Annotated in this window: 23 protein-coding genes; 16 read left to right on the forward strand and 7 right to left on the reverse strand. The window is 63.0% G+C overall.

Features of this window, described 5'->3' with window-relative positions; all coding sequences use genetic code 11:
- The first annotated feature begins 227 nt into the window (after nucleotides 1-227).
- From RF819_RS18880 to RF819_RS18895, 4 genes are all read left to right on the forward strand, one after another.
- Nucleotides 228-1,454, forward strand: a complete 1,227-nt coding sequence (locus RF819_RS18880) for a M20 family metallopeptidase (protein ID WP_078366384.1) — start codon at nucleotides 228-230, stop codon at nucleotides 1,452-1,454.
- 142 nt (nucleotides 1,455-1,596) lie between these two features.
- On the forward strand, nucleotides 1,597-2,328 hold the full coding sequence (locus tag RF819_RS18885) for a class I SAM-dependent methyltransferase (protein WP_078366385.1): 732 nt from the start codon (nucleotides 1,597-1,599) through the stop codon (nucleotides 2,326-2,328).
- Nucleotides 2,325-3,230, forward strand: coding sequence for a 1,4-dihydroxy-2-naphthoate polyprenyltransferase (locus tag RF819_RS18890; protein WP_200224381.1), 906 nt, complete (start codon nucleotides 2,325-2,327; stop codon nucleotides 3,228-3,230). Before RF819_RS18885 ends, RF819_RS18890 begins: the two co-directional genes overlap by 4 nt.
- The gene (locus tag RF819_RS18895; protein ID WP_200224378.1) at nucleotides 3,227-4,096 is read left to right on the forward strand and encodes a bile acid:sodium symporter family protein; all 870 of its coding nucleotides are present in this window, start codon (nucleotides 3,227-3,229) and stop codon (nucleotides 4,094-4,096) included. Before RF819_RS18890 ends, RF819_RS18895 begins: the two co-directional genes overlap by 4 nt.
- Here RF819_RS18895 and RF819_RS18900 read toward each other — a convergent pair.
- From RF819_RS18900 to RF819_RS18915, 4 genes are read right to left on the reverse strand one after another with little or no spacing between them, the layout of a single operon-like run.
- Nucleotides 4,093-7,194 carry an efflux RND transporter permease subunit gene (locus RF819_RS18900; protein ID WP_078366386.1) on the reverse strand — a complete coding sequence of 1,034 codons (3,102 nt, stop codon included), beginning with the start codon at nucleotides 7,192-7,194 and terminating at the stop codon, nucleotides 4,093-4,095. The two genes, RF819_RS18895 and RF819_RS18900, sit on opposite strands and share 4 nt — an antisense overlap.
- Before the next feature lie 12 nt (nucleotides 7,195-7,206).
- The gene (locus RF819_RS18905) at nucleotides 7,207-8,421 is read right to left on the reverse strand and encodes an efflux RND transporter periplasmic adaptor subunit (RefSeq protein ID WP_078366387.1); all 1,215 of its coding nucleotides are present in this window, start codon (nucleotides 8,419-8,421) and stop codon (nucleotides 7,207-7,209) included.
- A gap of 48 nt (nucleotides 8,422-8,469) precedes the next feature.
- Nucleotides 8,470-9,915 carry an efflux transporter outer membrane subunit gene (locus RF819_RS18910; RefSeq protein ID WP_078366388.1) on the reverse strand — a complete coding sequence of 482 codons (1,446 nt, stop codon included), beginning with the start codon at nucleotides 9,913-9,915 and terminating at the stop codon, nucleotides 8,470-8,472.
- Entirely contained in the window at nucleotides 9,912-10,715 is an 804-nt protein-coding gene (locus tag RF819_RS18915; protein WP_078366389.1) for a CerR family C-terminal domain-containing protein, read from the reverse strand. The genes RF819_RS18910 and RF819_RS18915 overlap by 4 nt, the downstream gene beginning before the upstream one ends.
- Before the next feature lie 491 nt (nucleotides 10,716-11,206).
- Here RF819_RS18915 and RF819_RS21155 point away from each other — a divergent pair, with 491 nt between their 5' ends.
- The 5 genes from RF819_RS21155 to RF819_RS21570 all read left to right on the forward strand — a co-directional run bounded on the left by RF819_RS21155 (nucleotide 11,207) and on the right by RF819_RS21570 (nucleotide 13,737).
- Nucleotides 11,207-11,509, forward strand: coding sequence for a hypothetical protein (locus RF819_RS21155; RefSeq protein WP_143541769.1), 303 nt, complete (start codon nucleotides 11,207-11,209; stop codon nucleotides 11,507-11,509).
- Between the two features lie 66 nt (nucleotides 11,510-11,575).
- Nucleotides 11,576-12,055 carry a DUF4279 domain-containing protein gene (locus RF819_RS18920; RefSeq protein ID WP_078366390.1) on the forward strand — a complete coding sequence of 160 codons (480 nt, stop codon included), beginning with the start codon at nucleotides 11,576-11,578 and terminating at the stop codon, nucleotides 12,053-12,055.
- Nucleotides 12,056-12,289: 234 nt separating this feature from the next.
- The gene (locus RF819_RS22060; RefSeq protein ID WP_420853882.1) at nucleotides 12,290-12,526 is read left to right on the forward strand and encodes a transposase; all 237 of its coding nucleotides are present in this window, start codon (nucleotides 12,290-12,292) and stop codon (nucleotides 12,524-12,526) included.
- Between the two features lie 71 nt (nucleotides 12,527-12,597).
- Nucleotides 12,598-13,035: a hypothetical protein gene (locus RF819_RS21565; RefSeq protein WP_200224370.1), complete on the forward strand. Its 438-nt coding sequence runs from the start codon at nucleotides 12,598-12,600 to the stop codon at nucleotides 13,033-13,035.
- Between the two features lie 27 nt (nucleotides 13,036-13,062).
- Nucleotides 13,063-13,737: a transposase gene (locus RF819_RS21570; RefSeq protein WP_078366391.1), complete on the forward strand. Its 675-nt coding sequence runs from the start codon at nucleotides 13,063-13,065 to the stop codon at nucleotides 13,735-13,737.
- Between the two features lie 503 nt (nucleotides 13,738-14,240).
- Here the strand turns inward: RF819_RS21570 and RF819_RS18935 are convergent.
- Together RF819_RS18935 and msrA are read right to left on the reverse strand one after the other, a co-directional pair.
- Nucleotides 14,241-15,662, reverse strand: coding sequence for a coniferyl aldehyde dehydrogenase (locus RF819_RS18935; protein ID WP_078366392.1), 1,422 nt, complete (start codon nucleotides 15,660-15,662; stop codon nucleotides 14,241-14,243).
- Between the two features lie 75 nt (nucleotides 15,663-15,737).
- Nucleotides 15,738-16,424: a peptide-methionine (S)-S-oxide reductase MsrA gene (gene msrA / locus RF819_RS18940; RefSeq protein WP_078366393.1), complete on the reverse strand. Its 687-nt coding sequence runs from the start codon at nucleotides 16,422-16,424 to the stop codon at nucleotides 15,738-15,740.
- A 186-nt stretch (nucleotides 16,425-16,610) separates the two neighbouring features.
- Between msrA and RF819_RS18945 the strand changes: the two genes are divergently transcribed.
- The 6 genes from RF819_RS18945 to RF819_RS18970 are packed head-to-tail and all read left to right on the forward strand — an operon-like array spanning nucleotide 16,611 to nucleotide 22,145.
- On the forward strand, nucleotides 16,611-17,069 hold the full coding sequence (locus RF819_RS18945) for a DUF3429 domain-containing protein (protein WP_078366394.1): 459 nt from the start codon (nucleotides 16,611-16,613) through the stop codon (nucleotides 17,067-17,069).
- A 31-nt stretch (nucleotides 17,070-17,100) separates the two neighbouring features.
- Nucleotides 17,101-17,307 carry a hypothetical protein gene (locus RF819_RS18950; protein WP_078366395.1) on the forward strand — a complete coding sequence of 69 codons (207 nt, stop codon included), beginning with the start codon at nucleotides 17,101-17,103 and terminating at the stop codon, nucleotides 17,305-17,307.
- 5 nt (nucleotides 17,308-17,312) lie between these two features.
- Entirely contained in the window at nucleotides 17,313-18,890 is a 1,578-nt protein-coding gene (locus RF819_RS18955) for an FAD-binding domain-containing protein (RefSeq protein ID WP_078366396.1), read from the forward strand.
- 19 nt (nucleotides 18,891-18,909) lie between these two features.
- Complete coding sequence (locus tag RF819_RS18960; protein WP_200223921.1) at nucleotides 18,910-19,077, forward strand: DUF2256 domain-containing protein; 168 nt, start codon at nucleotides 18,910-18,912, stop codon at nucleotides 19,075-19,077.
- 31 nt (nucleotides 19,078-19,108) lie between these two features.
- Nucleotides 19,109-20,518 (forward strand): DASH family cryptochrome, encoded by a 1,410-nt coding sequence (locus RF819_RS18965; protein WP_078366397.1) that lies wholly within the window; start codon nucleotides 19,109-19,111, stop codon nucleotides 20,516-20,518.
- Nucleotides 20,519-20,576: 58 nt separating this feature from the next.
- Nucleotides 20,577-22,145: a cryptochrome/photolyase family protein gene (locus RF819_RS18970; RefSeq protein ID WP_078366398.1), complete on the forward strand. Its 1,569-nt coding sequence runs from the start codon at nucleotides 20,577-20,579 to the stop codon at nucleotides 22,143-22,145.
- Between the two features lie 24 nt (nucleotides 22,146-22,169).
- Here the strand turns inward: RF819_RS18970 and RF819_RS18975 are convergent, their stop codons facing one another.
- A complete protein-coding gene (locus RF819_RS18975) occupies nucleotides 22,170-22,433 on the reverse strand; it encodes a VF530 family protein (RefSeq protein ID WP_078366399.1) in 264 nt (87 codons plus the stop codon).
- A 77-nt stretch (nucleotides 22,434-22,510) separates the two neighbouring features.
- On the opposite strand from RF819_RS18975, the gene RF819_RS18980 reads away from it, so the two are divergent.
- Nucleotides 22,511-23,635 (forward strand): GGDEF domain-containing protein, encoded by a 1,125-nt coding sequence (locus RF819_RS18980; RefSeq protein ID WP_078366400.1) that lies wholly within the window; start codon nucleotides 22,511-22,513, stop codon nucleotides 23,633-23,635.
- Nucleotides 23,636-23,681: the final 46 nt, after the last annotated feature.

The raw sequence follows: 23,681 nt of genomic DNA on the forward strand, positions 1-23,681 counted from the left end.
TCCACAACCCAAGTAGAACCACCCACAGTTTCGGCGCAGCAGCCGGTGGGGGTGGCCGCCGATTTCTGGTACCCCAGTATGAGGCGGACGCCCCCACCCGCTGCTGCGCAGCGCGGACCAGAAACTCCGGCGAACATGCCCCCTTAAACCGCCAGACAGCGTGCGCAAAAACGTGACGCGACCCACATCACACCGCCCTAGAACATTGAACCCACCCCGAGATACCCATGACCACTGAAAACCAACTCGACGCCTGGATTGACGCCCACTTTGACGAACAGGTGGCGTTTTTGCAGCAGCTCATCCAGGTGCCCACCGACACACCACCCGGCAACAACGCGCCTCACGCTGAACGTGCCGCTGATTTGTTTGAGGCCATGGGTCTGAAGACTGACAAACACCCGGTGCCCGCCTCGGACGTGCAGGCGGCCGGGCTGCAGAGCATCACCAATCTGATCGTGCGCCGCAACTATGGCGACGGTGGCAAAACCATTGCGCTCAACGCGCATGGCGACGTGGTGCCGCCCGGTGAAGGCTGGACACATGACCCCTATGGTGGCGAAATTGTCGACGGCAAGATCTATGGCCGCGCCGCCGCCGTGAGCAAATGCGACTTTGCCACCTACGCCTTTGCCATCCGCGCGCTGGAGGCGGTGGCCAAACCAACCCAGGGCCAGATCGACCTGCTGCTGACCTACGACGAGGAATTTGGCGGTGAGGTCGGCCCCGCCTGGTTGCTCTCTCAGGGGCTGACACACCCGGACCTGATGATTGCCGCTGGTTTCAGCTACCAGGTGATCACCGCACACAACGGCTGCCTGCAGTTGGAAGTGACGGTGCACGGCCAGATGGCGCACGCCGCGATTCCCGAGTCGGGCGTGGACGCTTTGCAGGCCGCGGTGAAGATCCTCAACGTGCTCTACGCACAAAACGACCTCTACCGCGCCACGATCACCTCGCAGGTGGCGGGCATCACCCACCCCTATCTGAACGTGGGCCTGATCTCGGGCGGCACCAACACCAATGTGATCCCCGGCAAGGTGACTTTTAAGCTTGATCGCCGCATGATTCCTGAGGAAGATGCTACACAAGTCGAAGCAGCTCTGCGCCAGTTGATTGCCGACACCGCTGCAGCCTCACCCGGTGTCACGGTCGACGTGCGGCGCATTTTGCTGGCCCAGTCGATGAAACCACTGCCGGGCAACCAGCCATTGGTGGACGCGATCCAGAAACATGGCCAAGAAGTGTTTGGTGAACCGATTCCCGCGCTGGGCACACCGCTCTACACCGATGTGCGTCTGTTTGTCGAGCGCGGCATCCCCGGTGTGATCTACGGCGCCGGGCCACGCACCGTGCGCGAGTCCAACGCCAAACGCGCTGACGAACACCTGGTGCTGGACGACCTGCGCCGCGCCACCAAGGTCATCGCCCGCAGCCTGCACGACCTGTTGTGAGCCGCGACGGCCGTGTCCGGCCGGGCGTTCGACATTCGTCAACTAAAATTGACAGTTTCTCACCTGCGGCGCCAACCGTGTCGCAGGTGCTTGGGCCACCTGCCAGCTGCTAAGGCCAGACTTTTGCCAGACCACCGACCTGATGCGCCAAGAACACGAGATCAACCACAGCTTTGGCCGCGAATCGGTCAACCCCACTGAGCGCCGCGACCGTATCCGCACGGTGTTCACCGCCGTGGCCCCGCGTTACGACCTCATGAACGACCTGATGAGTATGGGCATCCACCGCCTGTGGAAACGCAGATTAGCCCGCTCGGTGCGAGATGTTCAGGGCCAGGTGATTGATCTGGCTGGTGGCACTGGCGACGTGGCCAGGCTGCTGCTTGCACCTGGGCGCCAAGTCACCGTGTGTGACCCCAGCCTAGCCATGATGCAGGTCGGCCAGCAACGCCCCGACATGGTCGGCATCCACTGGCTGGTGGGAGAGGCTGAACAACTGCCGCTGACAGATACCAGTGTGGACTTGCTCACCGTGTCCTTCGGGCTGCGCAACGCGACGCACCTGGAGCAGGCGCTGGCCGAAATCCACCGCGTACTCAAACCCGGTGGCCAGTTTGTTTGCCTGGAGTTTTCGCAACCCGCATTCTGGTTAGCGCCGTTTTACAACCTGTATTCCTTTTTGGTGATTCCGCGCCTGGGTGCGCTGGTGGCCCGCGCGCCGATTGCATACCAGTACTTGGTGGAGTCGATCCGGCGTTTTCCCAACCAGCAGGGTTTTGCCGATCTGATGCGCCAGGCGGGTTTCACAAACATCCGCTGGAACAACCTGTCCTTTGGCATCGCCTGCCTGCACTATGGAACCCGCCCTCAATGAAATCTGAACAGATGCTGGGGGTGCCCTCCTCTCGCCTGCTGGTCTGGTGGACCGCGATTCGCCCGCGCACCCTGAGCATGGCCGCCACCCCGGTGCTTCTGGGCTCGGCCTTGGCCTGGGCCGATGGCGCCGCGCCGCTGTGGCCGGTGTTTGTGGTGACGCTGCTGTGTGCGCTGCTGATCCAGATCGGCACCAATCTGCACAACGATGTGGCCGACTTTGAGCGGGGTGCCGACCGGCCGGACCGCATCGGGCCGTTACGTGTCACCGCCGCAGGCTGGGCCACACCGCAGAGTGTGCGCCGGGCAGCGGCCTTGAGTTTTGGGCTGGCACTGTTGCTGGGCCTGCTGCTGGTGTGGCAAGGGGGCTGGCCGATTCTGGCCATTGGCATCTGCTCGCTGATTGCGGGCTGGGCCTACTCAGGCGGGCCGTACCCGATTTCACACAGCGCACTTGGTGAGTTGTTTGTGCTGGTGTTTTTTGGCCTGCTGGCCGTGGCGGGCAGCCACTGGTTGCAAAGTGAGAGCACCACATTGGCGCCCTGGCTGGGTGGCGCGGTGGTGGGCCTGCCCGCTGCGGCGGTGCTGCTGGTCAACAACTACCGCGACCACGAGGCCGATCTGCGCCAGGGCCGTTTGACCCTGGCCACGCGCCTGGGTGATGCCGGTGCAGCGCGTGCTTATGCGGTCATGGTGCTGCTGCCTTTTGGGCTGGTGCTGGCTTTGGCTTGGGCTGGGCACACCGGCGCCATGCTGGCCTGGCTGGCGATTCCCTACGCGCTCAAACTATTGCCCCAACTACGCCGCCAGGCATCGGGCGCGCAGCTGAACCAGCTGCTGGGCGCCACCGCCAAACTGGGGCTGTTGCTGGGCTTGTTGCTATCGGTGGGGGTGTTTTTGTGAACCCTGCGGTGGTGCAGACCCTGTTGCCACTGGCGCTGGCCTTCATCATGTTTTACCTGGGCCTGACCCTGGTGCTGGCCGATTTCCGCCGGGTGGCGCAGCGGCCCAGGGCGCTGCTGGTGGGGCTGGTCGGGCAGATGCTGCTGGTGCCGCTGGCGGGTTTTGCCGTGGCCACTTTTGCCGGGCTGGACCCGGTGATGGCCGTGGGCCTGATGGTGCTGGTGGCCTGCCCGGGTGGGGTCAGCTCGGGCCTGCTGACACATCTAGCGCGGGGTGACACCGCGTTGTCGATCTCACTCACTGCGGTGACCAGCCTGGCCTCGATGCTGAGCTTGCCGCTGATCATCAACGCCGCGCTGCATTTTTTCATGGGCAGCAGCCTGACAGCGCAATTGCCGCTGTTCCCGATGGTGCGCAGCATTTTCTTGCTGACCACCCTGCCTGTGCTGCTGGGCATGGCGCTGCGCTGGCAATTTCCGAAGCTGGTGGCGCGGCTGGAACCGGTGGCGTCCAAGTTGGCCACCAGCTTGTTCCTGCTGATTGTGCTGGCCACCTTCTGGGACCAGCGTGCCGTGTTGTGGCAACACCTGCCCACGCTGGGCCCGGCCACCTTGCTGCTCAACGCGCTGATTCTGGGCGCGGCCTACCTGCTGGCCACGCAGGCGCGGCTGCAACATACCGACCGCATTGCCATCGTCACCGAATGTGGTTTGCAGAACTCTGCGCTGGGCATTTTTGTCTGCCTGCAATTGCTGGCCTCACCCGCGATGAGCGCCCCCAGCGTGGTTTATGCGCTGCTGATGAATCTGGGGGCGATTGTGTTTGTGCTGGTGATGCGCCAGCGCCGCAGCACGGCACCCGCTTAGTTGGGTGCGGCGCGGCGGCCGTGCCCAAACAGCCGTTTCACCCAGTCACCAAAGTCATCCACCACGGTGAACACCGCCGGGATCACCAGCAGGCTCAGCACGGTGGAGGTCATCAGGCCACCAATCACCGCCACCGCCATCGGGCTTCTAAAGCTGGCATCGGCACTGCTCCAACCCGCCGCAATCGGCAACATGCCTGCACCCATGGCCAGCGTGGTCATGACAATCGGGCGGGCGCGTTTGTGGCAGGCGTCCAGCAATGCGTCCACCCGGCTCATGGGCGCCACCACCGGGTGGCCGTCGCTGCCGTCATGGCCACGGCGCGCCACGATGGCGTACTCCACCAACAGGATCGAATTTTTGGTGGCAATACCCATCAACATGATCAGACCAATCAGCGAGGGCATCGAAAAACTCTTGCCCGTCACCAACAGCATCACAAACGCACCACCCAGCGAGAGCGGTAGCGCCGTCAGGATGGTGAACGGGTGCAGGAAGTTCTTGAACAGCAACACCAGCACGATGTAGATGCACAACACCCCCGCCAGCATGGCCAGGCCAAAACCGGTGAACAGCTCACCCATCACCTCGGCATCACCCAGCGCCAGCTGTTTGACACCCGGTGGCAAGGCACGGATCGAGGGCAGCTGGTCCACCGCAGCGGCCACATCCCCCAGCGGCACGCCCGAGAGTTCGATGTCGAAGTTGATGTTGCGCGAGCGGTTGAGCCGGTCAATCGCTGCCGGGCCGTCGGACAGCGTCAGGGCGGCCACCTGGCTCAGCATCACCGGGCCATGGGTGCCGGGCACACTCAGGCGGCCCAGCAGGGCCAGGTCTTGCCGTGCCGCATCGGTGAGCTTGACCACAATCGGCACCTGGCGCTGGCTCAGGTTGAGTTTGGCCAGGCCCGAGTCGTAGTCGCCCGCCGTGGCAATGCGCAGGGTTTCACCAATGGCGCTGCTGGTGACGCCCAGGTCGGCAGCGCGGGCAAAGTCGGGGCGCACCACCACCTCGGCACGCACCAGGCTGGCACTTGAGGCAATCTGCCCCAGGCCGGGAATGGTGCGCAGGTCTTTCTCGACCGCGTTAGCCGCTATCGCCAGCGCCTGCGGGTCGTCGCCGCTGAGCACCAGCTGGAACTTCTCGCCACTGCCACCCAGGCCGACCTTGCTGCGCACACCAGGCAGCTCAGCCATGGCCGTCCGGATGTGGTCCTCAATACCCTGTTTGAGCGGGCGGTGGCCGCGCTCGGTCAACAACACGGTGAGTGTGGCCTTGCGTACCTCCGCCGCGCTGCCACCCTGGAACGGGTCGGCACCGGCCGACCCACCGCCAATGGTGGTGTAGACACTTTTCACATGCTCCACCTTCATCAGCAGCAAGCGCGCAGTCTCTGCCGCCGCACGGGTCTGCGCCAGGGTGGCGCCCGGTGGCAGCTCCAGGCTGACCTGGGTCTGTGAGTTGTCGTCCGGCGGGATAAAGCCCTTGGGCAAGAGCGGAATCAGCAGCAGCGAGCCCACAAAAAAGACGCCCGCTGCCGCCATGGTGAGCCAGCGGTGATTCAGCGCCCAGGCGCTCCATCGCAGGTAACGCGCCATCCACCAGGGGTCTTTGTGGGCACGCGGGCTGGGTTTCATGATGTAGGCGGCCATCATCGGGGTCAGCATACGCGCCACCACCAGCGAGGCAAACACCGCCAGCGCCGCTGTCCAGCCAAACTGGCGGAAGAACTTGCCCACCACCCCGCTCATGAACGCGGTGGGTAAAAACACCGAGATCAGCGTGAAAGTGGTGGCAATCACCGCCAGACCAATCTCATCAGCGGCTTCCATGGCCGCCTGGTACGGCGGTTTGCCCATGTGCAGGTGGCGCTCGATGTTCTCGACCTCCACAATCGCGTCGTCCACCAGCACCCCAATCACCAGCGAAAGTGCCAGCAGGGTGACGATGTTCACCGAAAAACCCAGGTAAGCCATGCCAATGAACGCGGGCAGCACCGACAAAGGCAGCGCCACTGCCGATACCACGGTGGCGCGCCAGTTGCGCAAAAACAGCCAGACCACCACCACCGCCAGAATGGCGCCTTCGTACAACAGCACCATCGAGGCATCAAACTCCTCGGACACCGGGGTGACAAAGTCAAACGCTTCGGTCAGCTCCATGTCGGGGTGCTGGGTCTTGAGTTCTTGCAGCGCCAGCTGGATCGCCGCGCCCACCTCCACCTCGCTGGCGCCCTTGCTGCGGGTGACTTCGAAACCGACCACCGGCACACCGTTGAGCAAAGCAGCTGAGCGTGGCTCGGCCACGGTGTCGCTGACCTCGGCCACCTGATCGAGCCGCAGCCGCCGACCGTCACTGAGTGAGATCTGCAACTGCGCCAGCTCAGCCGCTGTTTTGACACTGACCACGGTGCGCATCGGTTGCTCGCCGCCACCCAAGTCGGCGCGGCCACTGGCGGTGTCTTGCTGCGTCTGGCGCAACTGGCGCGAGATCTCGGCCGCCGTGGCGCCCAGCGCCTGCAGCTTGATCGGGTCCAGCGCCACCGTCACCTGGCGCGTGACCCCACCCACCCGGCTGATGGCACCCACGCCTTTGACCGACAACAGGCGGCGCGTCAGGGTGTTGTCGACAAACCAGCTCAGCGCCTCGTCGTCCATGCTGGGCACCCGCACCGCAAACGCCAGAATCGGCGAGCTGGCCAGATCCATCTTGCGCACCACCGGGTCGTTGACCTCGGTGGGCAGGTCGGCACGGACACCTTGCACCGCAGAGCGCACATCGTCCACCGCTTCCTGCGTGGGCTTTTCCAGATGGAACTCAACGGTGATCGACACACTGCCGTCGTTCACTTTGGTGTAGATGTTTTTGACACCCTGCAGCGGGGCCACGGCGTTCTCGAGTTTGCGGGCAACCTCGGTCTCCAGCTGCACCGGTGCGGCCCCCGGCAAAGCGGCAGAGACGATGACCATGGGCAAGTCCAGGTCGGGCATTTGCTGCACCTTCATGGACCGGAAAGACAACAAACCGGCAACACTCAGCAGCACAAACAACATGGCTGCCGGGATCGGGTTTCGGATGGACCAGGCGGAGACGTTCATCTTGAATACTCATTAATTGCTAGCTGCTTGCCCTGGTGCTACCTGGGCTGGTGTGCTTTTTTCTTTGGAAAGCGTGGCGCTGGCATCCACCACGCGCACCAGGTCACCCTCGGTCAGGAAACTCACACCACTGGCCACCAGCCGATCCTCCGCCGCAACGCCAGCCAAGATCTCGACCTGCTCACCCAGCCTGCGGCCGGTTTGCACCTTGCGCTGGCTGATCTTGTTGTCGGCCCCCACACGCATCACGTAGCTGAAGCCGTCACGCACCAGCACCGCACTGTGTGGCAGGGTCATGGCGCTGGAGCTGCCCAGCGCAAACTCGCCCCGGGCAAACATGCCGGGTTTGAAACTGGCCGCCACACCTGTCGCCGCATTTCCGGCGCTGCCTCCCTTGGGGGCCGCCAGGTCCACATACACCAGGCCATTGCGGGTCTGGGCGTCCACCGTGGGTGCCACCATGCGCACCCGGCCCTGGGTCTGGGCGCCGCCCGGGGCGGTGACCAGCACCGGGGTGCCCACGGCCACTTGACTCAGTTCGCTGGAGGTCAGCTCGGCGCGCCACTCCAGACGACCCTGGCGGATCAGACGGAACATCTCGGTGCCCGCGCCCAGCACCGCCCCCACGGTGGCGCTGCGGCTGGAGATGATGCCCGCATCAGGCGCCAGCACCCGGGTGTAGCTCAGGCGCAGCAGCTGGGTGTCGAGCTGGGCTTTGGCCGATTCCACGCGGGCCTTGGCGGTGAGCTCCTGCGTCAGGTAAACGTTGATCTGCTGGGCGCTCAAGGCACCTGTGCCTTGCACAGCGCGGGCGCGGTCCGCATTGGCGGCGGCCTCTGCCGCATTGGCCGTGGCTTCACTCAAAGCAGCACGCGCCAGCGCCACCTCGGCTTGTACCGGCTCGGGCGCAAACCTGGCCAGCAGCTGCCCGCGTTGCACACGGTCACCCACCTGCACCAGCAGCTCTTGCACCCGCAGGCCACTGGCCTCGGCGCCAATGCTGGCCTCTTGCCAGGCCGCCAGGTTGCCATTGGCCGTGAGTTTGATCGGCAGGGTGCCCGCACGCGCCTGGGTCAGGGTTACCGTGAGCGCGGGTTTGCTGGTGGCGCTGGGGGCGACGGCATCGGCCGCAGCGGGCTGCAGGGCCAGCAGCACCAGGCCACCGGCAACCAGCAGACAAGCGGCCATCAGGCCCAGGGTGAGGGGTTTGAGTTGGATGAGCTTCATGACAAAAATCGTTGAAATACAAAAAGACGGTGACCGGAACAACGCCGCTTACAAGGCGGTGTGGGTCGTTGCGGGGCTTGGTGTTGGGCTGGGGGTGGACAAGCGGTCGGGCTCGAACCCGCCACCCACAGCGCGGTACAAGGCCACCCAGGCCTGCTGGCGCTCCAGCGCCAGGGTCAAGACGCTGGATTCGGCGGCCAGCGCGCTGCGCCGGGCATCCTCCAACTCCATCAGGCTGGCCAGGCCTTGGTCAAAGCGCTGCTGGGTGGCGGCCAGTGCCTCGGCATACCCTTGGGTGGACACCTCGGCATCCCCCTGGCGGGTCTGCACACTGCGCAGGGTCAACATGGCCTCTTCCACCTCACGCACGGCTTGGCGCACCTTGGCCTGGTAGGTGACCACGGTCGACTGGTAGGCTGCGTAGGCCGCCTGCACATTGGCTGCGCGCTGGCCACCGTCAAACAGTGGCAGGCTCAACGCCAGCGGGCCAAACGACCAGGTCGACACCTCGCTGGTGCCGGCGCCGCTGCGCACACGCAGGTTGCCAATGCTGCCATTCAGGCTCAAACGCGGCCACTGCTGCGCTTTGGCGCTGCCCACCTGGGCGCTGGCCAACACCACATCACGCTCGGCCGCAAACACATCGGGGCGTTGTGACACCACCTGAATCGGCAAAGACGATACGGAAAACATAGCTATCTGCCCTTGTTTCACCTGGGATAGAGCCAGTTTTTGCCTCAAATCAGGCTCAGGCACCGCTGTCAGCGCCACCAGGGCTTTGACATCGAGTTCACACAAGCGGGTTTGCTGGGTCAGGCGGCTGTTGGCCTCGGCGGCGCTGGCGCGGGCTTGCGCCCCCACCGACGGTGCGACAAACCCGGCCTGGGCGCTGATGGTGGTCAGTCGCGCGGTTTCCAGCCGCGAGGCCGCGTCACGCTCGGCCACACCCAGCTGGCGAGTGCAACTGGCAAAGCTGTAATAGGTGTTGGCCACCTCGGCGGCCACCAACACCCGGGCGTCGTGCCACTGGGCCTGGCTGCCTTCCATCTGCGCCTGGGCTGCGCGACTGACCGCGCGGTTGGCGCCAATCAGGTCCAGCTCCCAGGCGGCTTGCACACCAAGCTGCGAGCTGGTGGCCACCGGCACATCGGGCTGGCTGACACCCCGGCTGCTACTGGCCTGGGCGCTCAGGTTCGGGATCAGCGCGGCATTGGCGGTGGCCTGGTTGGCGCGGGTAGTGGCAATACGACTCACGGCCTGCGCCACCGACGGGCTGGCGGCTTGTGCCGCTTCAATCAGCTCGACCAGCAGCGGGTCACCCTGCTGCTGCCACCAGTTCGACAAAGAGGACACGGTGCCCTGGTGCGGCAACGGTGCCTGCCAGGCAGGCGCCACCACCATCGGCACCTGGGCCGGTGGCATCAGGTTGGCGCAGCCAGACAGCGCCAGCACGGTGAGGGACAGGCTGGCAAAAGGCTTGATTCTGAAATTCATGGTGAGGGGGAAACAGGCTGAGGCAATGGACGGGTGGCAGACTCTGCCGTAGTGGCTTGGCAGCTTGATGACATGGGGGGTGAGGCAGCGGTGGCACCCTGGCGACGCCTGGCCTCGGCCTCCACCATGGCCATGCCATAGATGACCAGGCGGTCGCAATACACATCGATCGCCTGTGGTGTGGCCAGCAGCGCGGGCCGGATGGCGGCCACCACGTCGCCCGCCACATGCGGCGTGGTGCCCAGACCCATGAACGTGAACACGAGACGATGAATGTCGTCATCCGCCTCGGCGACACCCAAGTGCTGGCACAGTGCCGCCATCAGCGCCGCGTGCGTCGGTTTGAAGTCGGTCTCGATCTCTTCGGCCCACAAACCGGTGGGTTCCAGCATTTCGCGGAAATGCAATTTCATACAACGCTGCATCGCCTCACCCAGTTTGAGGGGTGCCATCACCCCCCGCAACATACCTTGCAGCGCGGGCTCCAGACCACGCTCGGCGCCGTCCAGAATGTCATTGGTCAACTGGGGGTTGGTGCGCTGATCAAAGTACACGGCACGGTACAGACCGGCCTTGTCACCAAAGTAATAACTGATGGCCGCGACATTGGCGTGCGCCGCCAGGGCAATCTCCCGGATCGATGTCTTGGCATAACCCTTGTCGGAAAACAGCACCAACGCCGCATCCATCAGGCGCTGACGCGCCTCAATGCCATCACTGCGCACGGCGGTGACAGCTGTGGTTGCTGGCGGCGGTGTCCCGGCAAGCCGGGTGTCGGGTGAGTCAGGTGCGTGTTTCATGCAGGGCATTGTAGCCAACTAAATCAAACGTTTGATTTAACTAGGTTGCCAGCAGGGTGAAGGTTTTCCGTTGAGCGGACGCGCTTTGGGGGGCAGGAGATGGGTAGGGGCGGCGGCCTCATACTGTCAAATGCGCAGAAAACGAAGTTTCGGCGCAGCCAAATCGGCCGCCACCCCTACCCATCTCCTGCTGGCGTGCGAGGTTTGAACTCGATACAAGGAACCCAAAGGCAAGGAGAGGCAGATGACCGAGATGCAGCGGGAGCGGTCCTTCACCGTTATCCCCCAAACAGGGGATTTCAAGCGCATATCGGTGGTGTGAGAATTGCTCGATGGTCAGATAACCCTGCTACGCAGGCACTGCCGGGCTTTTTGCTATTTTTAGTGGAGCGAACTACTCATATGGAACAAGCGCATGTGCTGGGTTTTGTGGTGAAAGCAGCTACGTTGTATCGCATGAATTTGCGGTCAATATTACGATGACAATTTCAATGAAGCTTGGCATTCAGTGGAAACTTGGACGGCAAGACTGGCTGATACTGATCGCAATATCAGCCCTGCCATTAGCTTACGTGCCACTCCGTTCGCATTACGGTGAGGGTGTCGCCGTGCTTGTGATGACACCGACCTTGCCATTTGCCCCCATCGGCTGGTTCTTCGCCGAAATGGCCAGCACATTAGCACCATCGCCAGAAATGAAGCCTTGGTTTTATGGTGTTGGTTTCTCGCTCGGCGTGTTGGTCTGTGCTTACATATGCCTAGCCAATTGGCGCTATCACCACTCAAGGAAATAACATGCCTAACATTGCGTTCGTGTGGGACGGCTTCGCCGCCCCACAATTTCAACGTTGGGCCTCTACATGAAGCATCCTCGACCATCGCCGCCGTCAGACGCTCCACCTGGGACGGTTACGCTGGGTGGCCCTATTGGTTGGTTCTCTGCGGCCCTCCATGTCACGGCTAACGAACTCCACCCCGAAGAAGTTTCACGGTTGTTTGGAGTGGAACCGACTGCGTGTCAAACCAAAGATGTTCCGTTGCAACGAGAAGACGGAAGCACAAAGAGAGTGCCAAAGTTTGGTCGCTGGACACATTTACTGAAGTCGGCCCAAACCGATGAATGGGACATTGAAGCAGCAATCGAAGAGCTTCTTGGCCGCCTTCCTCGGGAACTTGAGGTCTGGCGCCAAGTTGCAACCCTTGGTGCACTTCGCATTTCTGTTGGCCTCTCCCTATCTAGCGGGAATGAAGAGTTTGAACTTGGCCCCAAACTCATGCAGTTTCTGGGTGAGCGGAACGTCGGCATCTATTTCGATGTTTATGCAGAGAATGAAGACTAGCCAAGGCCCAACCCATCATTCGAGCGGACCTGCGCGAAAAGCCGCGCAGTCCGCTCAATTCAAACGTTGAGGCTGTAAAAAAAGTGTTTCTGGCACGACGTTTGCGATGAATCCTAGGAAGGAGATCGCGACCCCATGGCCCGCTACAAACCCCAAGATCACAACAGCCTGCTGCTACCAGTTGTCTTGTCTGAACAAATTGTCCCCGGCAGCTTTGCCTTCGCACTGAACTAGCTGGTAGACAACGAACTTGACCTCAGCGCCCTGGATGCGCGTTTCAAGAACGATGAAATCGGAGCCAGTGCCTATGCCCCGCGTGTCATGCTCAAGATCGTCTTGCTGGCCTACAGCCAGGGCCTGATCTCCAGCCGAGTCATTGCGCAAACTGTGCACGCAACGTCCAGTTCATCGCCATCAGCGGCGACAGCCAACCCAGCCACACCCACATCGCCAAGTTCGTCTGCAGCCTGAGTGAACAAATCAAACCCCTGTTTGCCCAAGTCCTACTGACCTGCGACGCCCAAGGCCTGATCGGGCGCAACATGTTCGCCATCGATGGCATCAAGCTCGCCTCCAACGCCAGCAAAGAACGCAGCGGCACCCATGAAGAACTGCGCCACCGCGCGGATCGCCTGGAGCAAGCTGCCACCAAGATATTGACCCTGCACCAAGCCCAGGACAAGCAAGGCAGTGAACAGACGCTGGAGCCAAAGCGCCAAGCCCGTATTGACGCCCTGCGCAAAGAGGCCGCACGCACGCGGGAGTTTCTTGCCACGGCGCCCAAGCGTCTGAACCGCAAAGGCCAGGAACTCAAGACCAACATCACCAACCCTGAGAGCGCCAAGATGGCCACTAGCAAAGGCGTCATCCAAGGCTATGCGGCTCAAGCCGCAGTTGACAGTGCAAACCAGATCATCATCGCAGCTGATGTCATTGGCTCAGGCTCCGAGCAAGCCATGCTGCTACCCATGATTGAGTAGGCCACCCCATTTCGCACGCCTGACACCTTGGTCACAGCTGATGCGGGCTACCACAGTGATGCCAATGTGCAACACCTCATGGCGCACACCATCCCCGCATTGATAGCCGACAACCAGATGCGCAGCCGCGATGAGCGCTTTGCAAAGCAAGACAAATACAAAGGCAAGCCAGACCCGTTGTCGCAGAAGAAAGCAACCGGGCAACCCAAGCCAATCAAGAAGTTTCAACCCAAAGACTTCACCTTCAGCGACAACACCGCCGCCGCCTGCCCAGCAGGGCAACTGATGAGCAGCCCAGGCACCATCTACTTATCAGCAAAGGGGTTGCCGTACCAGACCTACACCGCCAAAGCGGTGGATTGCAATGCCTGCGTACTCAGTGACCAATGCCTGAGGGGCCCCATCAAACCCAATGATGGACGTGGCCGTCAAGTCACACGCTTCGAAGCCAAGGCAGTAGACAACACCCACCCCAGTGAGCGCATGCGCCAGGCCATTGACTCACCTCGGGGCAGGCAACTCTACAGTCAACGCTTTGGCACGGTGGAGCCGGTGTTTGGCAATATCCGGCACAACAAGCGCATGACCCGCTTGAACCACCGAGGGCGTGCCAAGGTCAACACGCAGTGGAATCTTTACTGCATGGTGCACAACATTGAGAAACTGGCCAAGACGGGGTTGGGGCAGACAAGGTGTCAATAGGGTGGAAGGGCCTCGAAAGTGCCGTGAGGCGCAAACCAAGGGCAAATTGCGGCACACTGCAGTCAAGATCTCCCACGCCACAACTTTCGATTTGCCCGCGCTGCTGTACCAGCGGGTGGCGCGTGGAAAACGTGTTTTTTTACAGCCTCGTTACAGCGCAAAACCATAGTATCTGGATGACCGCTGTCTGGAAATATGGAAGTCAGCTATCAGCCTCAAGCTGACTTTCCCCACCCTCAACGCATCCAAAACTGTTGAAGGCGGGTGGTGGGCTAACCGGGCGCAGAACCCATTCGCGTGGTGAGACTGGCGGCGCACCACCCTCATCAACAACACCCCAACAAACGCCCCACCAACACCGTCTCCCGCGAGGGGGCCGGAGAACGGTTACCCCGCCGTCCGCCTGGCGCCACGCGAACCAGCGGTTCAAAACACTACAGAAAAGTTAGCAACCCGCCCTTATAAAACAAGGGCGAGAGAGCATTTTTTCATGCAAGCAAGAACTACCGGATCAAAAACGCCAGCACCTTGTCGGCGAACTTGCCATACGGTGGCCAGAGGAATTTGAGCGTGCTGAAACGCGTCTGGTAGAACACCGGGCGCATTTTGGAGAAGGTCTCAAAGCCTTCATACCCGTGGTAGTGGCCCATGCCCGACTCCCCTACCCCGCCAAACGGCAGGTCGTGCTGGCCGACATGGAACAGCGCGTCGTTGACCGAAACACCGCCACTCATCACATGGTCGATGATGTGCTGCACTTTGGCTGCGTCGTAGCTGAACGGGTACACCGCCAGCGGGCGCGGGCCAGCGTTGATGCTGCTGATCACCTCGTCGAGCCGGGTGTAGCTGCGCAGCGGCAGGATCGGGCCAAAAATCTCGCGTTGCAACAGCAGGCTGTCGGCGGGTGCGTTGAGAACAATGTGTGGCGCGATTTTGCGTGTGGCTCGGTCAAAGGCCGGGCCGTCCAACAGCGGCAGCACCTGCGCGCCCCGGCTGCGGGCATCATCCAAGGCGGAGAGCAGCCGCTCAAAAGCACGCTGGTCGATGATGGATGTGTAGTCGGGGGAGTCCAGGCGCGGGTAACGCTGGGCCACCAGTCCACGCGCCAGGCTCACAAAGGTCTCCACCTTGGCGGCGGGTAACCAGGCGTGGTCCACCGTGGTGCAGATCTGGCCCGCGTTGAGCAGCTTGACAAACAAAATGCGCTCGGCGGCGAGTTGGAGCGGAAAGTCGTCACACACGATGGCAGGCGCCTTGCCACCCAGCTCCAGCGTGACCGGGCACAGGTTTTGCGCGGCAGCGGCCATGACCGCTTTGCCGGTCTGGCCCGAGCCGGTGAACAGCAGGTGGTCGAACTTGAGTTTGGAAAATTCCACACCCACACCGCCGGTTTCGTCAAAAAAATGCAGCTTCTCAGGCGGGAAATAGGCCGGCATGTGCTGGATCAGGTAAGCCGCCAGATGGCGCGAGTTTTCGCTCATCTTGACCATCGCCCGGTTGCCTGCGGCAAAGATGTAAGACAGCGGCACCAGGCTCAGGTTCAGCGGAAAGTTCCAGGGCACGATGACACCCACCACACCGAGAGGCTGCAGGATCACCCGATTGCGCGCGCCCAGAAAGTTGCGCCAGTCCACATGGCGGCGTTGTGGCCGCATCCAGCCACGCAGGTGTTTGAGGATGTGGTCAATGCCATCCACCGCCGGGAACACCTCGGCCAGCAGGGTCTCGTGGCGCGAGCGGTGGCCGTAATCCAAGCTGATGGCCTCACACAGCGCGTCCTGGTGCTCGCGGATGAAGCGCTGCAGCGTGCGCAAATCTCGCTGACGCTCAGCCAGGGTTGGCACAGGATGGGCCAGATAGGCTTGGCGCTGCAGGGCCAAGGTGTCTTGCAGCGGACTTGGCTGGGGGGTGTCAGGGTCGGTCATGGTTTGGCCAGTTTAGGCCGCAACGTCATGCAAGGGAATGACGCGCGACCGGTTTTGAACGCGTCGCTCTAACGACTATTTGGCAGCCAGGTCGCCCCACAGCTTGCTCAGGCGCGCATCACGCCCGCAGCTGCTGCGGTAAAAGGCGTAACGCACCGCGTTTTTCTTGTAGTAGTCCTGGTGGTAATCCTCGGCCGGGTAAAACTCGCTGGCCAGAAGAATCTGGGTCACGATGGGCTCCTTGAACGGTTTGACCTTGTCCAGCGCCGCTTTGGAGGCTTGGGCCTGGGCCAGCTGGGCGCTGTCCAACGCAAAGATGGCGGTGCGGTAGGGTGTGCCGTGGTCGCAGAACTGGCGGTCTTTGGTGGTGGGGTCGATGGTGTGCCAGAAGTGGTCCACCAGCTGGCGATAGCTCAGCTTGGCCGGGTCAAAAACAATTTTGACCGCCTCGGCATGGCCGGTGGTGTGGCGGGACACCTCCTCATAACTCGGGTTGGCAGTTTTGCCACCGGTGTAGCCCGAGGTGGTGGAGATCACCCCGGGCAGCTTGTCAAAGTCAGCCTCCACACACCAGAAACAGCCCCCGGCAAAAATGGCCACCGCCTGGGCAGCTGTCGGAGTAGACGGCGCCGGGGATTGCGCCTGCGCCCGACCGGCACACCACACAGCAGCCCCCAGCAGCAGACAGTTGGCCAGGGTGTGCCAGCTGCGGCGGCGCAGCAGGTGTTGCGGGGCATAGAAAACGCTTGAAACAGGTGTCATGCCAGGTCTTTCCGCAGGCCGAACAGGTGCCGTCGGCATCAGCGTCTGGAAGATACCCGTTTGAAACACCGGCGTGGTTTGTGCCACCCAAAGGCCGTGAGCTGCTGCTGGCTTTGGCCACCAAAAGCCCGGCCGGGCGCCGGGTTTCCAGCACAATGCGGCCTTCTTTTGGCCCACACACCGCGTATGACTGCTTCTGCCCCCCAATCCCCCTGCCCCACCCTGGTTGCCTGGCTGGGTTATGGCGGGCTGATCCCGTTTGTGGCGCTGGCCGCTGCCAGTTGGCTGGACCCGGCCCATGTGGCCACCTGGGTGCCGGGGCTGCTGGCTTACGGCGCAGTGATTCTGAGTTTTGTGGGTGCGCTGCACTGGGCGTTTGCCATGACCCACCCGCAGCTGCAGGATGCACCCAAACACGCGCTTTACCTGTGGAGCGTGGTGCCCTCGCTGCTGGGCTGGCTGGCCCTGATGATGGTGCCCAAGGCGGGCGCCTTGCTGCTGATCGCCGGGCTGCTGGCGCACTACCGGCAAGACCTGCGCCTGGCGCGGGTGATATCGCTGCCCGTGTGGTTTTTGCCACTGCGCCTGCGGCTGACGGTGGTGGCCTGCCTGTGCCTGGCGGTGGTGTTTGTCACCGCCCGCTGATGAACTCTCATCTGACCCGAAGGAGCCCACCATGACCACCGACACACGCTGCTGCGGCACCGGCACCTGCCTGATCAATCCCGAGGGCCTGTGCTGGTGTGGCCAGCGCTGGAACGGTGACCAGATGTGTGGCCCTGGCTCTGAGCCAAATCAGCCTACAGCCCTTATAGATCAAGGGCAAACAGCTGCAGAAGTTGCAGCAAACCAAACCACCAACACCATCACCAGTCCAGGCTGACGCCCATGGCCTACAGCCTGGTCTGGTTCAAGCGTGATCTGCGCCTGCATGACCACGCGGCCTTACACGCCGCCAGCCAGCGCGGGCCGGTGCTGTGCCTGTTTGTGATTGAACCCAGCCTGTGGGCGCAGCCCGATGCCGCACACCAGCACTACGCTTTTTTGCTGGAGACTTTGCGTGAGTTGGCGCGCGACCTCAAAGCCCTGGGCGGGCGCCTGCATGTTCGCACCGGCGAGGTGACCGAGGTATTGGCCCAGTTGCACACGTTGGCACCGTTTGAGCACCTGTACTCGCACGAAGAAACCGGCAACGCCGCCACGTTTGAGCGTGACAAAGCCGTGGCGCGCTGGTGCCGCGCCCAAGCTGTCACCTGGCAAGAGTTGGCGCAATTTGGGGTGGTGCGCCGCCTGAGCGACCGCAACCATTGGCTGCGCCATTGGCAGGCCCACACCACCGCGCCGCAGCTGCCCTGCCCCGAACCCGGCGCGCTGGCGTTTTGGCCCAGCCCCTGGCCCACACAAGCGGTGCCCAGCGCACACGCGCTGGGGCTGGACGCCTGGGACCCGCCGCAGCGCCAGCGCGGTGGCCGCAGCATCGGCCAAGCCGTGCTGGACGACTTTTTGAACCAGCGCTGCCGCCAGTACCGGGGCGGCATCTCGTCACCATTGTCGGCACCCACGGCCTGCTCGCGCCTGTCACCCTACCTGGCGCTGGGCGCCTTGAGCCTGCGTGAGGTGGTGCAAGCCACCCAACACAAGATGCTTCAACTCAAGGAGCAACAAGCCTATGCGGCAAAAGGGCTGGAGGCCTTTTTGAGCAGATTGCACTGGCATTGCCACTTTATCCAGAAGCTCGAATCCGAACCCGAGCTGGAGTGGCGCAACCTGCACCGCGGCTACGACGGCCTGCGTGAGCACGACGTCAACCCCGCGCATTTTGCGGCGCTCACCGACGGCCGCACCGGCTGGCCGATGGTGGATGCCTGCGTGGCCATGCTGCGCGAGACCGGCTGGCTCAACTTTCGCATGCGCGCTTTGCTGGTGTCGGTGGCCAGCTACCCGCTGTGGCTGCATTGGCGAGAAGTGGGCCAATGGCTGGCGCGGCAGTTTCTGGACTACGAGCCCGGCATCCACTGGAGCCAGATGCAGATGCAGGCCGGTACCACCGGCATCAACACCACCCGCGTGTACAACCCGGTCAAACAGGCGCAAGACCACGACCCGACGGCAGTGTTTGTGCGCCGCTGGTGCCCGGCGCTGCGTCGTGTGCCCGACAGCTGGGTGCTGGAGCCCTGGCGCATGCCCGAGAGTGTGCAGCTGGCCTGCGGCGTGACAGTGCGTGCCGATGCACCTGCCGGTGCACCAGACGCCTGGCCGCTGCCGCTGGTGGCACTGGACAGCGCCACCCGCCGCGCCAAAGACCGCCTGCACAGCCTGCGCCAACAGCCCGAGGTGCGCGCCGCCAAGGCCGCGATTGTGGACAAACACGGCTCGCGCAAAGAGCGTGATGGCCGCCCGCCCAGCCCCCGGCGGCGCTTGCCCCCGACCCCGGCCAGCACCCAACTGAGCCTCGGTTTTGATTGAGGCAACAACAGGACCACCCATGAAAATGCGCAAAAAGTCCGACCTGCCCAGCAAACTCTGCCCGGTGTGTGGCCTGCCGTTTGCCTGGCGCAAGAAGTGGGCGCGAAACTGGGATCAGGTGGTCTATTGCAGCGAGCGCTGCCGCCGCTCAGGGCCGACCACACCGGGCGGCCCTGGCACACGGTGACTTGGCGCGCCATTACCAACCCAGCCCCCACATGCCACCCCTGATCTACTGGTTTCGCAAGGACCTGCGCCTGACCGACGCCCCCGCGCTGGCGCACGCCATGCACTTGGCGCAGCGTGATGGGCAGCCGCTGCTGCCGGTGTTTTGCCACGCGCCGCCCAGCACCACACGCTGGGGGTTTGCGCGTGTGGGGCCGCACCGCCAGCGTTATGAACGCGCCACGCTGGACGACCTGGCCGCCAATTTGCAAGCCTGTGGCAGCCGTCTGCTGGAGCTGGCCGGCCCGGCCGCAACCACGCTGCAGGCGCTGTGCCAAACAGTGGGTGCCAGCCACATCGTCTGCGAGGACATCGCCGCGCCCGAAGAGCAGGCCGAGGTGGCCGCCTTGCGTGCCGCCGGTTTGACCGTCCAGACGCTGTGGCAGTCCAGCCTGCTGGCACCAGAGCAGCTGCCGTTTGCGGCGGGTGACTTGCCCGATGTCTTCACCCGCTTTCGCCAGCAGCTGGAAAAGGCCGCTGTGACACCCCCCGCGCCGCTGCCCCAACCCACCACACTGCCTGCCCCGCCCCGGCTGGAGACACCGGCGTGGCAGCTGTTTTACAAGCAATATCAGGCTTCAACCCTTATCCATCAAGGGCCAACAGCTATCAAAAATGGTGTGATCGAGGCACGCTCGTCCTACCCCTACCACCTGCCCGACTGGGCCGGGGGCGAAAGTGCCGCCCTGGCGCACCTACGCCGCTACCTGGCCAACCAACAACCCCACAGCTACAAAGCCACACGCAACCAGCTCAGTGGCACCGGTTTTTCCAGCAAGTTTTCACCCTGGCTGGCCTGCGGGGCGCTCTCGGCACGCACGGTGTACGCCGAACTCAAGGCCTTTGAAGCCGAATGGGGCGCCAACGAGGGCAGCAACTGGCTGTGGTTTGAGCTGCTGTGGCGCGACTACTTTCGCCTGCTGCACCACAAATACGGCGTGCGGCTGTACCACGCGCAGGGCTTGCGTGGGGCGCAGACAGCCCAGGCGGGCGCAGGTGTCGGAGCAGGTGTCGGTACAGCCTGGCGCCCGCACAACCCGCCCCCGCCGCGCGCCACCACCGCTGGGTCGCCTGAGCTTGCACGCTGGTGTGCCGGGCGCACCGGCACACCGCTGGTGGATGCCGCCATGCGCGAGCTGCGTGCCAGCGGCTACCTGTCCAACCGCCTGCGCCAGGTGGTGGCGAGTTTCTGGCTGTTTGAGCTGGGCGGCGACTGGCGCGCGGGTGCGGCCTGGTTCGAGTCCCAGCTGGTGGACCATGACGTGTACAGCAACACCGGCAACTGGCTCTACATCGCCGGCCTGGGCACCGACCCGCGCGGTGGCCGCCTGTTTGACGTGGCCAAACAAAGCCGCGAACATGACCCCGAGGGCAGCTACCAGCGGCTGTGGTTGGCGGACTGATCGGGCACCATGGCCCGCACCCACTGCCCGGTTTCAACCCCAATACAAGGCTAGCCACATGCCCACCACCGCCAACCCGCCAAGCACCCACACCCTGCGCCTGATCCTGGGGGACCAGCTCAACCCGCAGCACCCCTGGTTTGCCCAAGTGGACGCTGGCGTGGTCTATGTGCTGATGGAAATTCGCCAGGAAACCGACTACGTCTTGCACCATGCGCAGAAGATCATTGCCATTTTTGCCGCCATGCGTGCGCTGGCACGCCAGTTGGCGCAGGCTGGCCACCGTGTGCACTACCTGCAGATCAACGACCCGGCCAACCAGCACAGCCTGCCCGCCAACCTGGGCGCGCTGATTGAGCGCTACCAGCCCCGGCAGTTCGACTACCAAGACCCCGATGAATACCGGCTGGACCAGCATTTAAAAGACTTTTTTGCCTCTAGACCTTATGCAGCAAGGGTCAACAGCTCTCAGGTCGATAGCAAACATTTCTACACCCAGCGCCATGAAGCCGCTGAGTTGTTTGCCCAGCGCAAGCAGTGGCTGATGGAGCACTTTTACCGCCACATGCGCCTGCGCCACCGGGTGTTGATCGACGGGATGGACAAACCCGCAGGCGGCCAGTGGAACTTTGACGCCGAGAACCGCAAACCCTGGAAAGGTGCGCCCCCCGAGCCGCCCGACCTGCGTCCGCGCCATGACCACAGCACCCTCTGGGCCAGCATCGAGGCGGCGGGTGTGCAGAGTTTTGGTGAACCCAGCGCTGACAACTTGCGCTGGCCGCTCAACCGCACTGAGGCAGTGCAGCAGCTGGAGCACTTCATCTGCCACGCCCTGCCTCACTTTGGCGACTACCAGGACGCCATGAGCCGCAAGGCCTGGCGGCTGTTTCACAGCCTGCTGTCGTTTGCACTGAACGTGAAGATGCTGAACCCGCGTGAGGTGGTGGAGCGGGTCGAAGCCGAATGGCGCGCGGGCCGCGTTGAACTGGCGGCGGCTGAGGGCTTTGTCCGCCAGATCATCGGCTGGCGTGAATATGTGCGGGGCATTTACTGGGCGCAGATGCCGGGTTACGACCAGCACAATGGCTTTGAGCACAACACGCCGCTGCCCAAGTGGTTCTGGACCGGCAACACGCGCATGAACTGCCTGGCCGCGAGCATCACCGGCTCGCTGCAACACGCCCACGCGCACCACATCCAGCGGCTGATGGTGATTGGCAACTTTGCCTTGCTGGCCGGGCTGGACCCGCAGGCGCTGCACCGCTGGTACCTGGGGGTCTACATCGACGCGTTTGAGTGGGTGGAGCTGCCCAACACCCTGGGCATGAGCCAGTTTGCCGACGGCGGCCTGCTGGCCACCAAACCCTATGTGAGCAGCGCCGCCTACATCGACCGCATGAGCGACTACTGCAAAGGCTGCGCTTATGACAAAAAGCAGCGCCTGGGTGAGGCCGCTTGCCCGTTCAACGCGCTGTACTGGGACTTCTACCAGCGCAACGCCGACCCACTCAAAAAGAACCCGCGCATTGGCATGGCCTACCAACACATCGCGCGCATGGACGCTGACACACTGGCGGCCTTGCAGGCTCGCGCCAGCCAGATCCGTGGGCAGCTCGACGCCTTATGAGGCGACCACGGGCGCCGTGCCGCACTAGCGGGCGCGCCGCTGCTCTCGCAGCATGAACAGGTACAAGCCTTCGACCTTGTCGCGCGCCCAGGGGGTTTTGCGCAAAAACTTCAGGCTCGACGACACGCTGGGGTCCAGCGCAAAACACCGCACTGGAATACGCTGCGCCAAGCCGTCCCAGCCGTAAAACTCGGACAACTGGGTGACCATCATCTCCAGGGTGATGCCGTGCAAGGGGTTACGTGTTTGCGCCGGTGGCGCTTCAGGTTTGGAAGAAGCTTGATTCATGTCAGTATTTTGACGGGTCTTGGTGCTACAATGCCTGCCCATTGACGTTGGACACACCATACCAGAGGCCAGGTGACATGAAAGCATTCCGCTGGGACCCCTGTTTTTTAACGGGCCTGCCCACCGTTGATGAGCAGCACCACTACCTGATCGACATCATCAACCAGTTTGGCGACGCGCTGATGCGCCCTCAGGGTGCCAGCGCGGGTGAGATCGAGTCGCTGTTTCAAGAGTTGCAACGCTACACGGTCTACCATTTCCGTGAAGAAGAAGCGCTGATGGAGAGTTCGGGGGTCTATCCCGGCCACATCACCCACCACCGCCAGCAACACGCCCAGTTTTTGCAGGATGTGATGCACATGCATGCGGGCATGGCCGGTGACAACCGCGAGGCCGCCTCGGCCCTGCTGGGTTTTTTGTCCAACTGGCTGGCCTTTCATATCCTGGGCACCGACCGTCTCATGACCTGGCTCATGGATGCGGCCCGGGCTGGCACCCCGGCCGAAGAGGCGCTGGAAGCCTTCAAAAAAACGCGCGACCCCGCCACACAAGCGCTGCTTCAGGCCATGAGCCAGCTGGTCAGCCAGGTGTCCGAGCGCAGCCGCGCCTTGTATGAGCTCAACCAGTCACTGGAAGCCCGGGTGGCGCAACGCACGCAGGAGTTGTCAGAGTTGAACCAGCGGCTGGAGACCCTGGCCATGACCGATGTGTTGACCGGTCTGCCCAACCGCCGGCTCGCCATGCAGGTGCTGGAGAGCGAATGGCAGGCCGCGTCTGAACACGACATGTCGCTGTCCTGCATGATGATTGATGCCGACGGCTTCAAAACCATCAACGACAGTTTTGGCCACGACGCGGGTGACGCGGTGTTGCGCCACTTGGCGCGCACGCTGCAGCACTCGATCCATACCGACGATCTGTTGTGCCGCCTGGGTGGTGACGAGTTCCTGATCATCTGCCCCCACACGCCGCTGGCGGGTGCCTTGCAAACCGCCGAAAAACTGCGCCGCAAAGTCTCTGCACAACGGGTGACCGCCGGAGATGGCATCTGGCACGGCAGCATCAGTGTGGGCGTGGCCGCGCGCCAGGCCGACATGGGCCAGGCCCATGACTTGCTCAAAGCGGCTGACCAAAGTGTGTATGCCGCCAAAGCCAAAGGGCGCAACTGCGTGGCCAGTGTGCAGTCGGTGGCCGTTGCGTGAACAAATGGCCTGAAACCGGCCCAAACCAACTCTGATCAGCGCCAGT

It is taken from the genome of Rhodoferax fermentans (genome assembly GCF_002017865.1).
GTDB classification, from domain to species: Bacteria; Pseudomonadota; Gammaproteobacteria; order Burkholderiales; family Burkholderiaceae_C; genus Rhodoferax; species Rhodoferax fermentans.

Excerpts from the sequence above, each read along its gene's own strand:
- RF819_RS18880 (WP_078366384.1), top strand. The coding sequence starts at position 228 with ATGACCACTGAAAACCAACTCGACGCCTGGATTGACGCCCACTTTGAC.
- RF819_RS18885 (WP_078366385.1), top strand. The coding sequence starts at position 1,597 with ATGCGCCAAGAACACGAGATCAACCACAGCTTTGGCCGCGAATCGGTC.
- RF819_RS18950 (WP_078366395.1), top strand. The coding sequence starts at position 17,101 with ATGACCACCGACACACGCTGCTGCGGCACCGGCACCTGCCTGATCAAT.
- RF819_RS18970 (WP_078366398.1), top strand. The coding sequence starts at position 20,577 with ATGCCCACCACCGCCAACCCGCCAAGCACCCACACCCTGCGCCTGATC.
- RF819_RS18945 (WP_078366394.1), top strand. The coding sequence starts at position 16,611 with ATGACTGCTTCTGCCCCCCAATCCCCCTGCCCCACCCTGGTTGCCTGG.
- RF819_RS18960 (WP_200223921.1), top strand. The coding sequence starts at position 18,910 with ATGAAAATGCGCAAAAAGTCCGACCTGCCCAGCAAACTCTGCCCGGTG.
- RF819_RS18955 (WP_078366396.1), top strand. The coding sequence starts at position 17,313 with ATGGCCTACAGCCTGGTCTGGTTCAAGCGTGATCTGCGCCTGCATGAC.
- RF819_RS18935 (WP_078366392.1), bottom strand. The coding sequence starts at position 15,662 with ATGACCGACCCTGACACCCCCCAGCCAAGTCCGCTGCAAGACACCTTG.
- RF819_RS18975 (WP_078366399.1), bottom strand. The coding sequence starts at position 22,433 with ATGAATCAAGCTTCTTCCAAACCTGAAGCGCCACCGGCGCAAACACGT.
- RF819_RS21155 (WP_143541769.1), top strand. The coding sequence starts at position 11,207 with ATGAAGCTTGGCATTCAGTGGAAACTTGGACGGCAAGACTGGCTGATA.
- RF819_RS18920 (WP_078366390.1), top strand. The coding sequence starts at position 11,576 with ATGAAGCATCCTCGACCATCGCCGCCGTCAGACGCTCCACCTGGGACG.
- RF819_RS18900 (WP_078366386.1), bottom strand. The coding sequence starts at position 7,194 with ATGAACGTCTCCGCCTGGTCCATCCGAAACCCGATCCCGGCAGCCATG.
- RF819_RS18890 (WP_200224381.1), top strand. The coding sequence starts at position 2,325 with ATGAAATCTGAACAGATGCTGGGGGTGCCCTCCTCTCGCCTGCTGGTC.
- RF819_RS18980 (WP_078366400.1), top strand. The coding sequence starts at position 22,511 with ATGAAAGCATTCCGCTGGGACCCCTGTTTTTTAACGGGCCTGCCCACC.
- RF819_RS18910 (WP_078366388.1), bottom strand. The coding sequence starts at position 9,915 with ATGAATTTCAGAATCAAGCCTTTTGCCAGCCTGTCCCTCACCGTGCTG.
- RF819_RS18965 (WP_078366397.1), top strand. The coding sequence starts at position 19,109 with ATGCCACCCCTGATCTACTGGTTTCGCAAGGACCTGCGCCTGACCGAC.
- msrA (WP_078366393.1), bottom strand. The coding sequence starts at position 16,424 with ATGACACCTGTTTCAAGCGTTTTCTATGCCCCGCAACACCTGCTGCGC.
- RF819_RS18915 (WP_078366389.1), bottom strand. The coding sequence starts at position 10,715 with ATGAAACACGCACCTGACTCACCCGACACCCGGCTTGCCGGGACACCG.
- RF819_RS21565 (WP_200224370.1), top strand. The coding sequence starts at position 12,598 with ATGTTCGCCATCGATGGCATCAAGCTCGCCTCCAACGCCAGCAAAGAA.
- RF819_RS18905 (WP_078366387.1), bottom strand. The coding sequence starts at position 8,421 with ATGAAGCTCATCCAACTCAAACCCCTCACCCTGGGCCTGATGGCCGCT.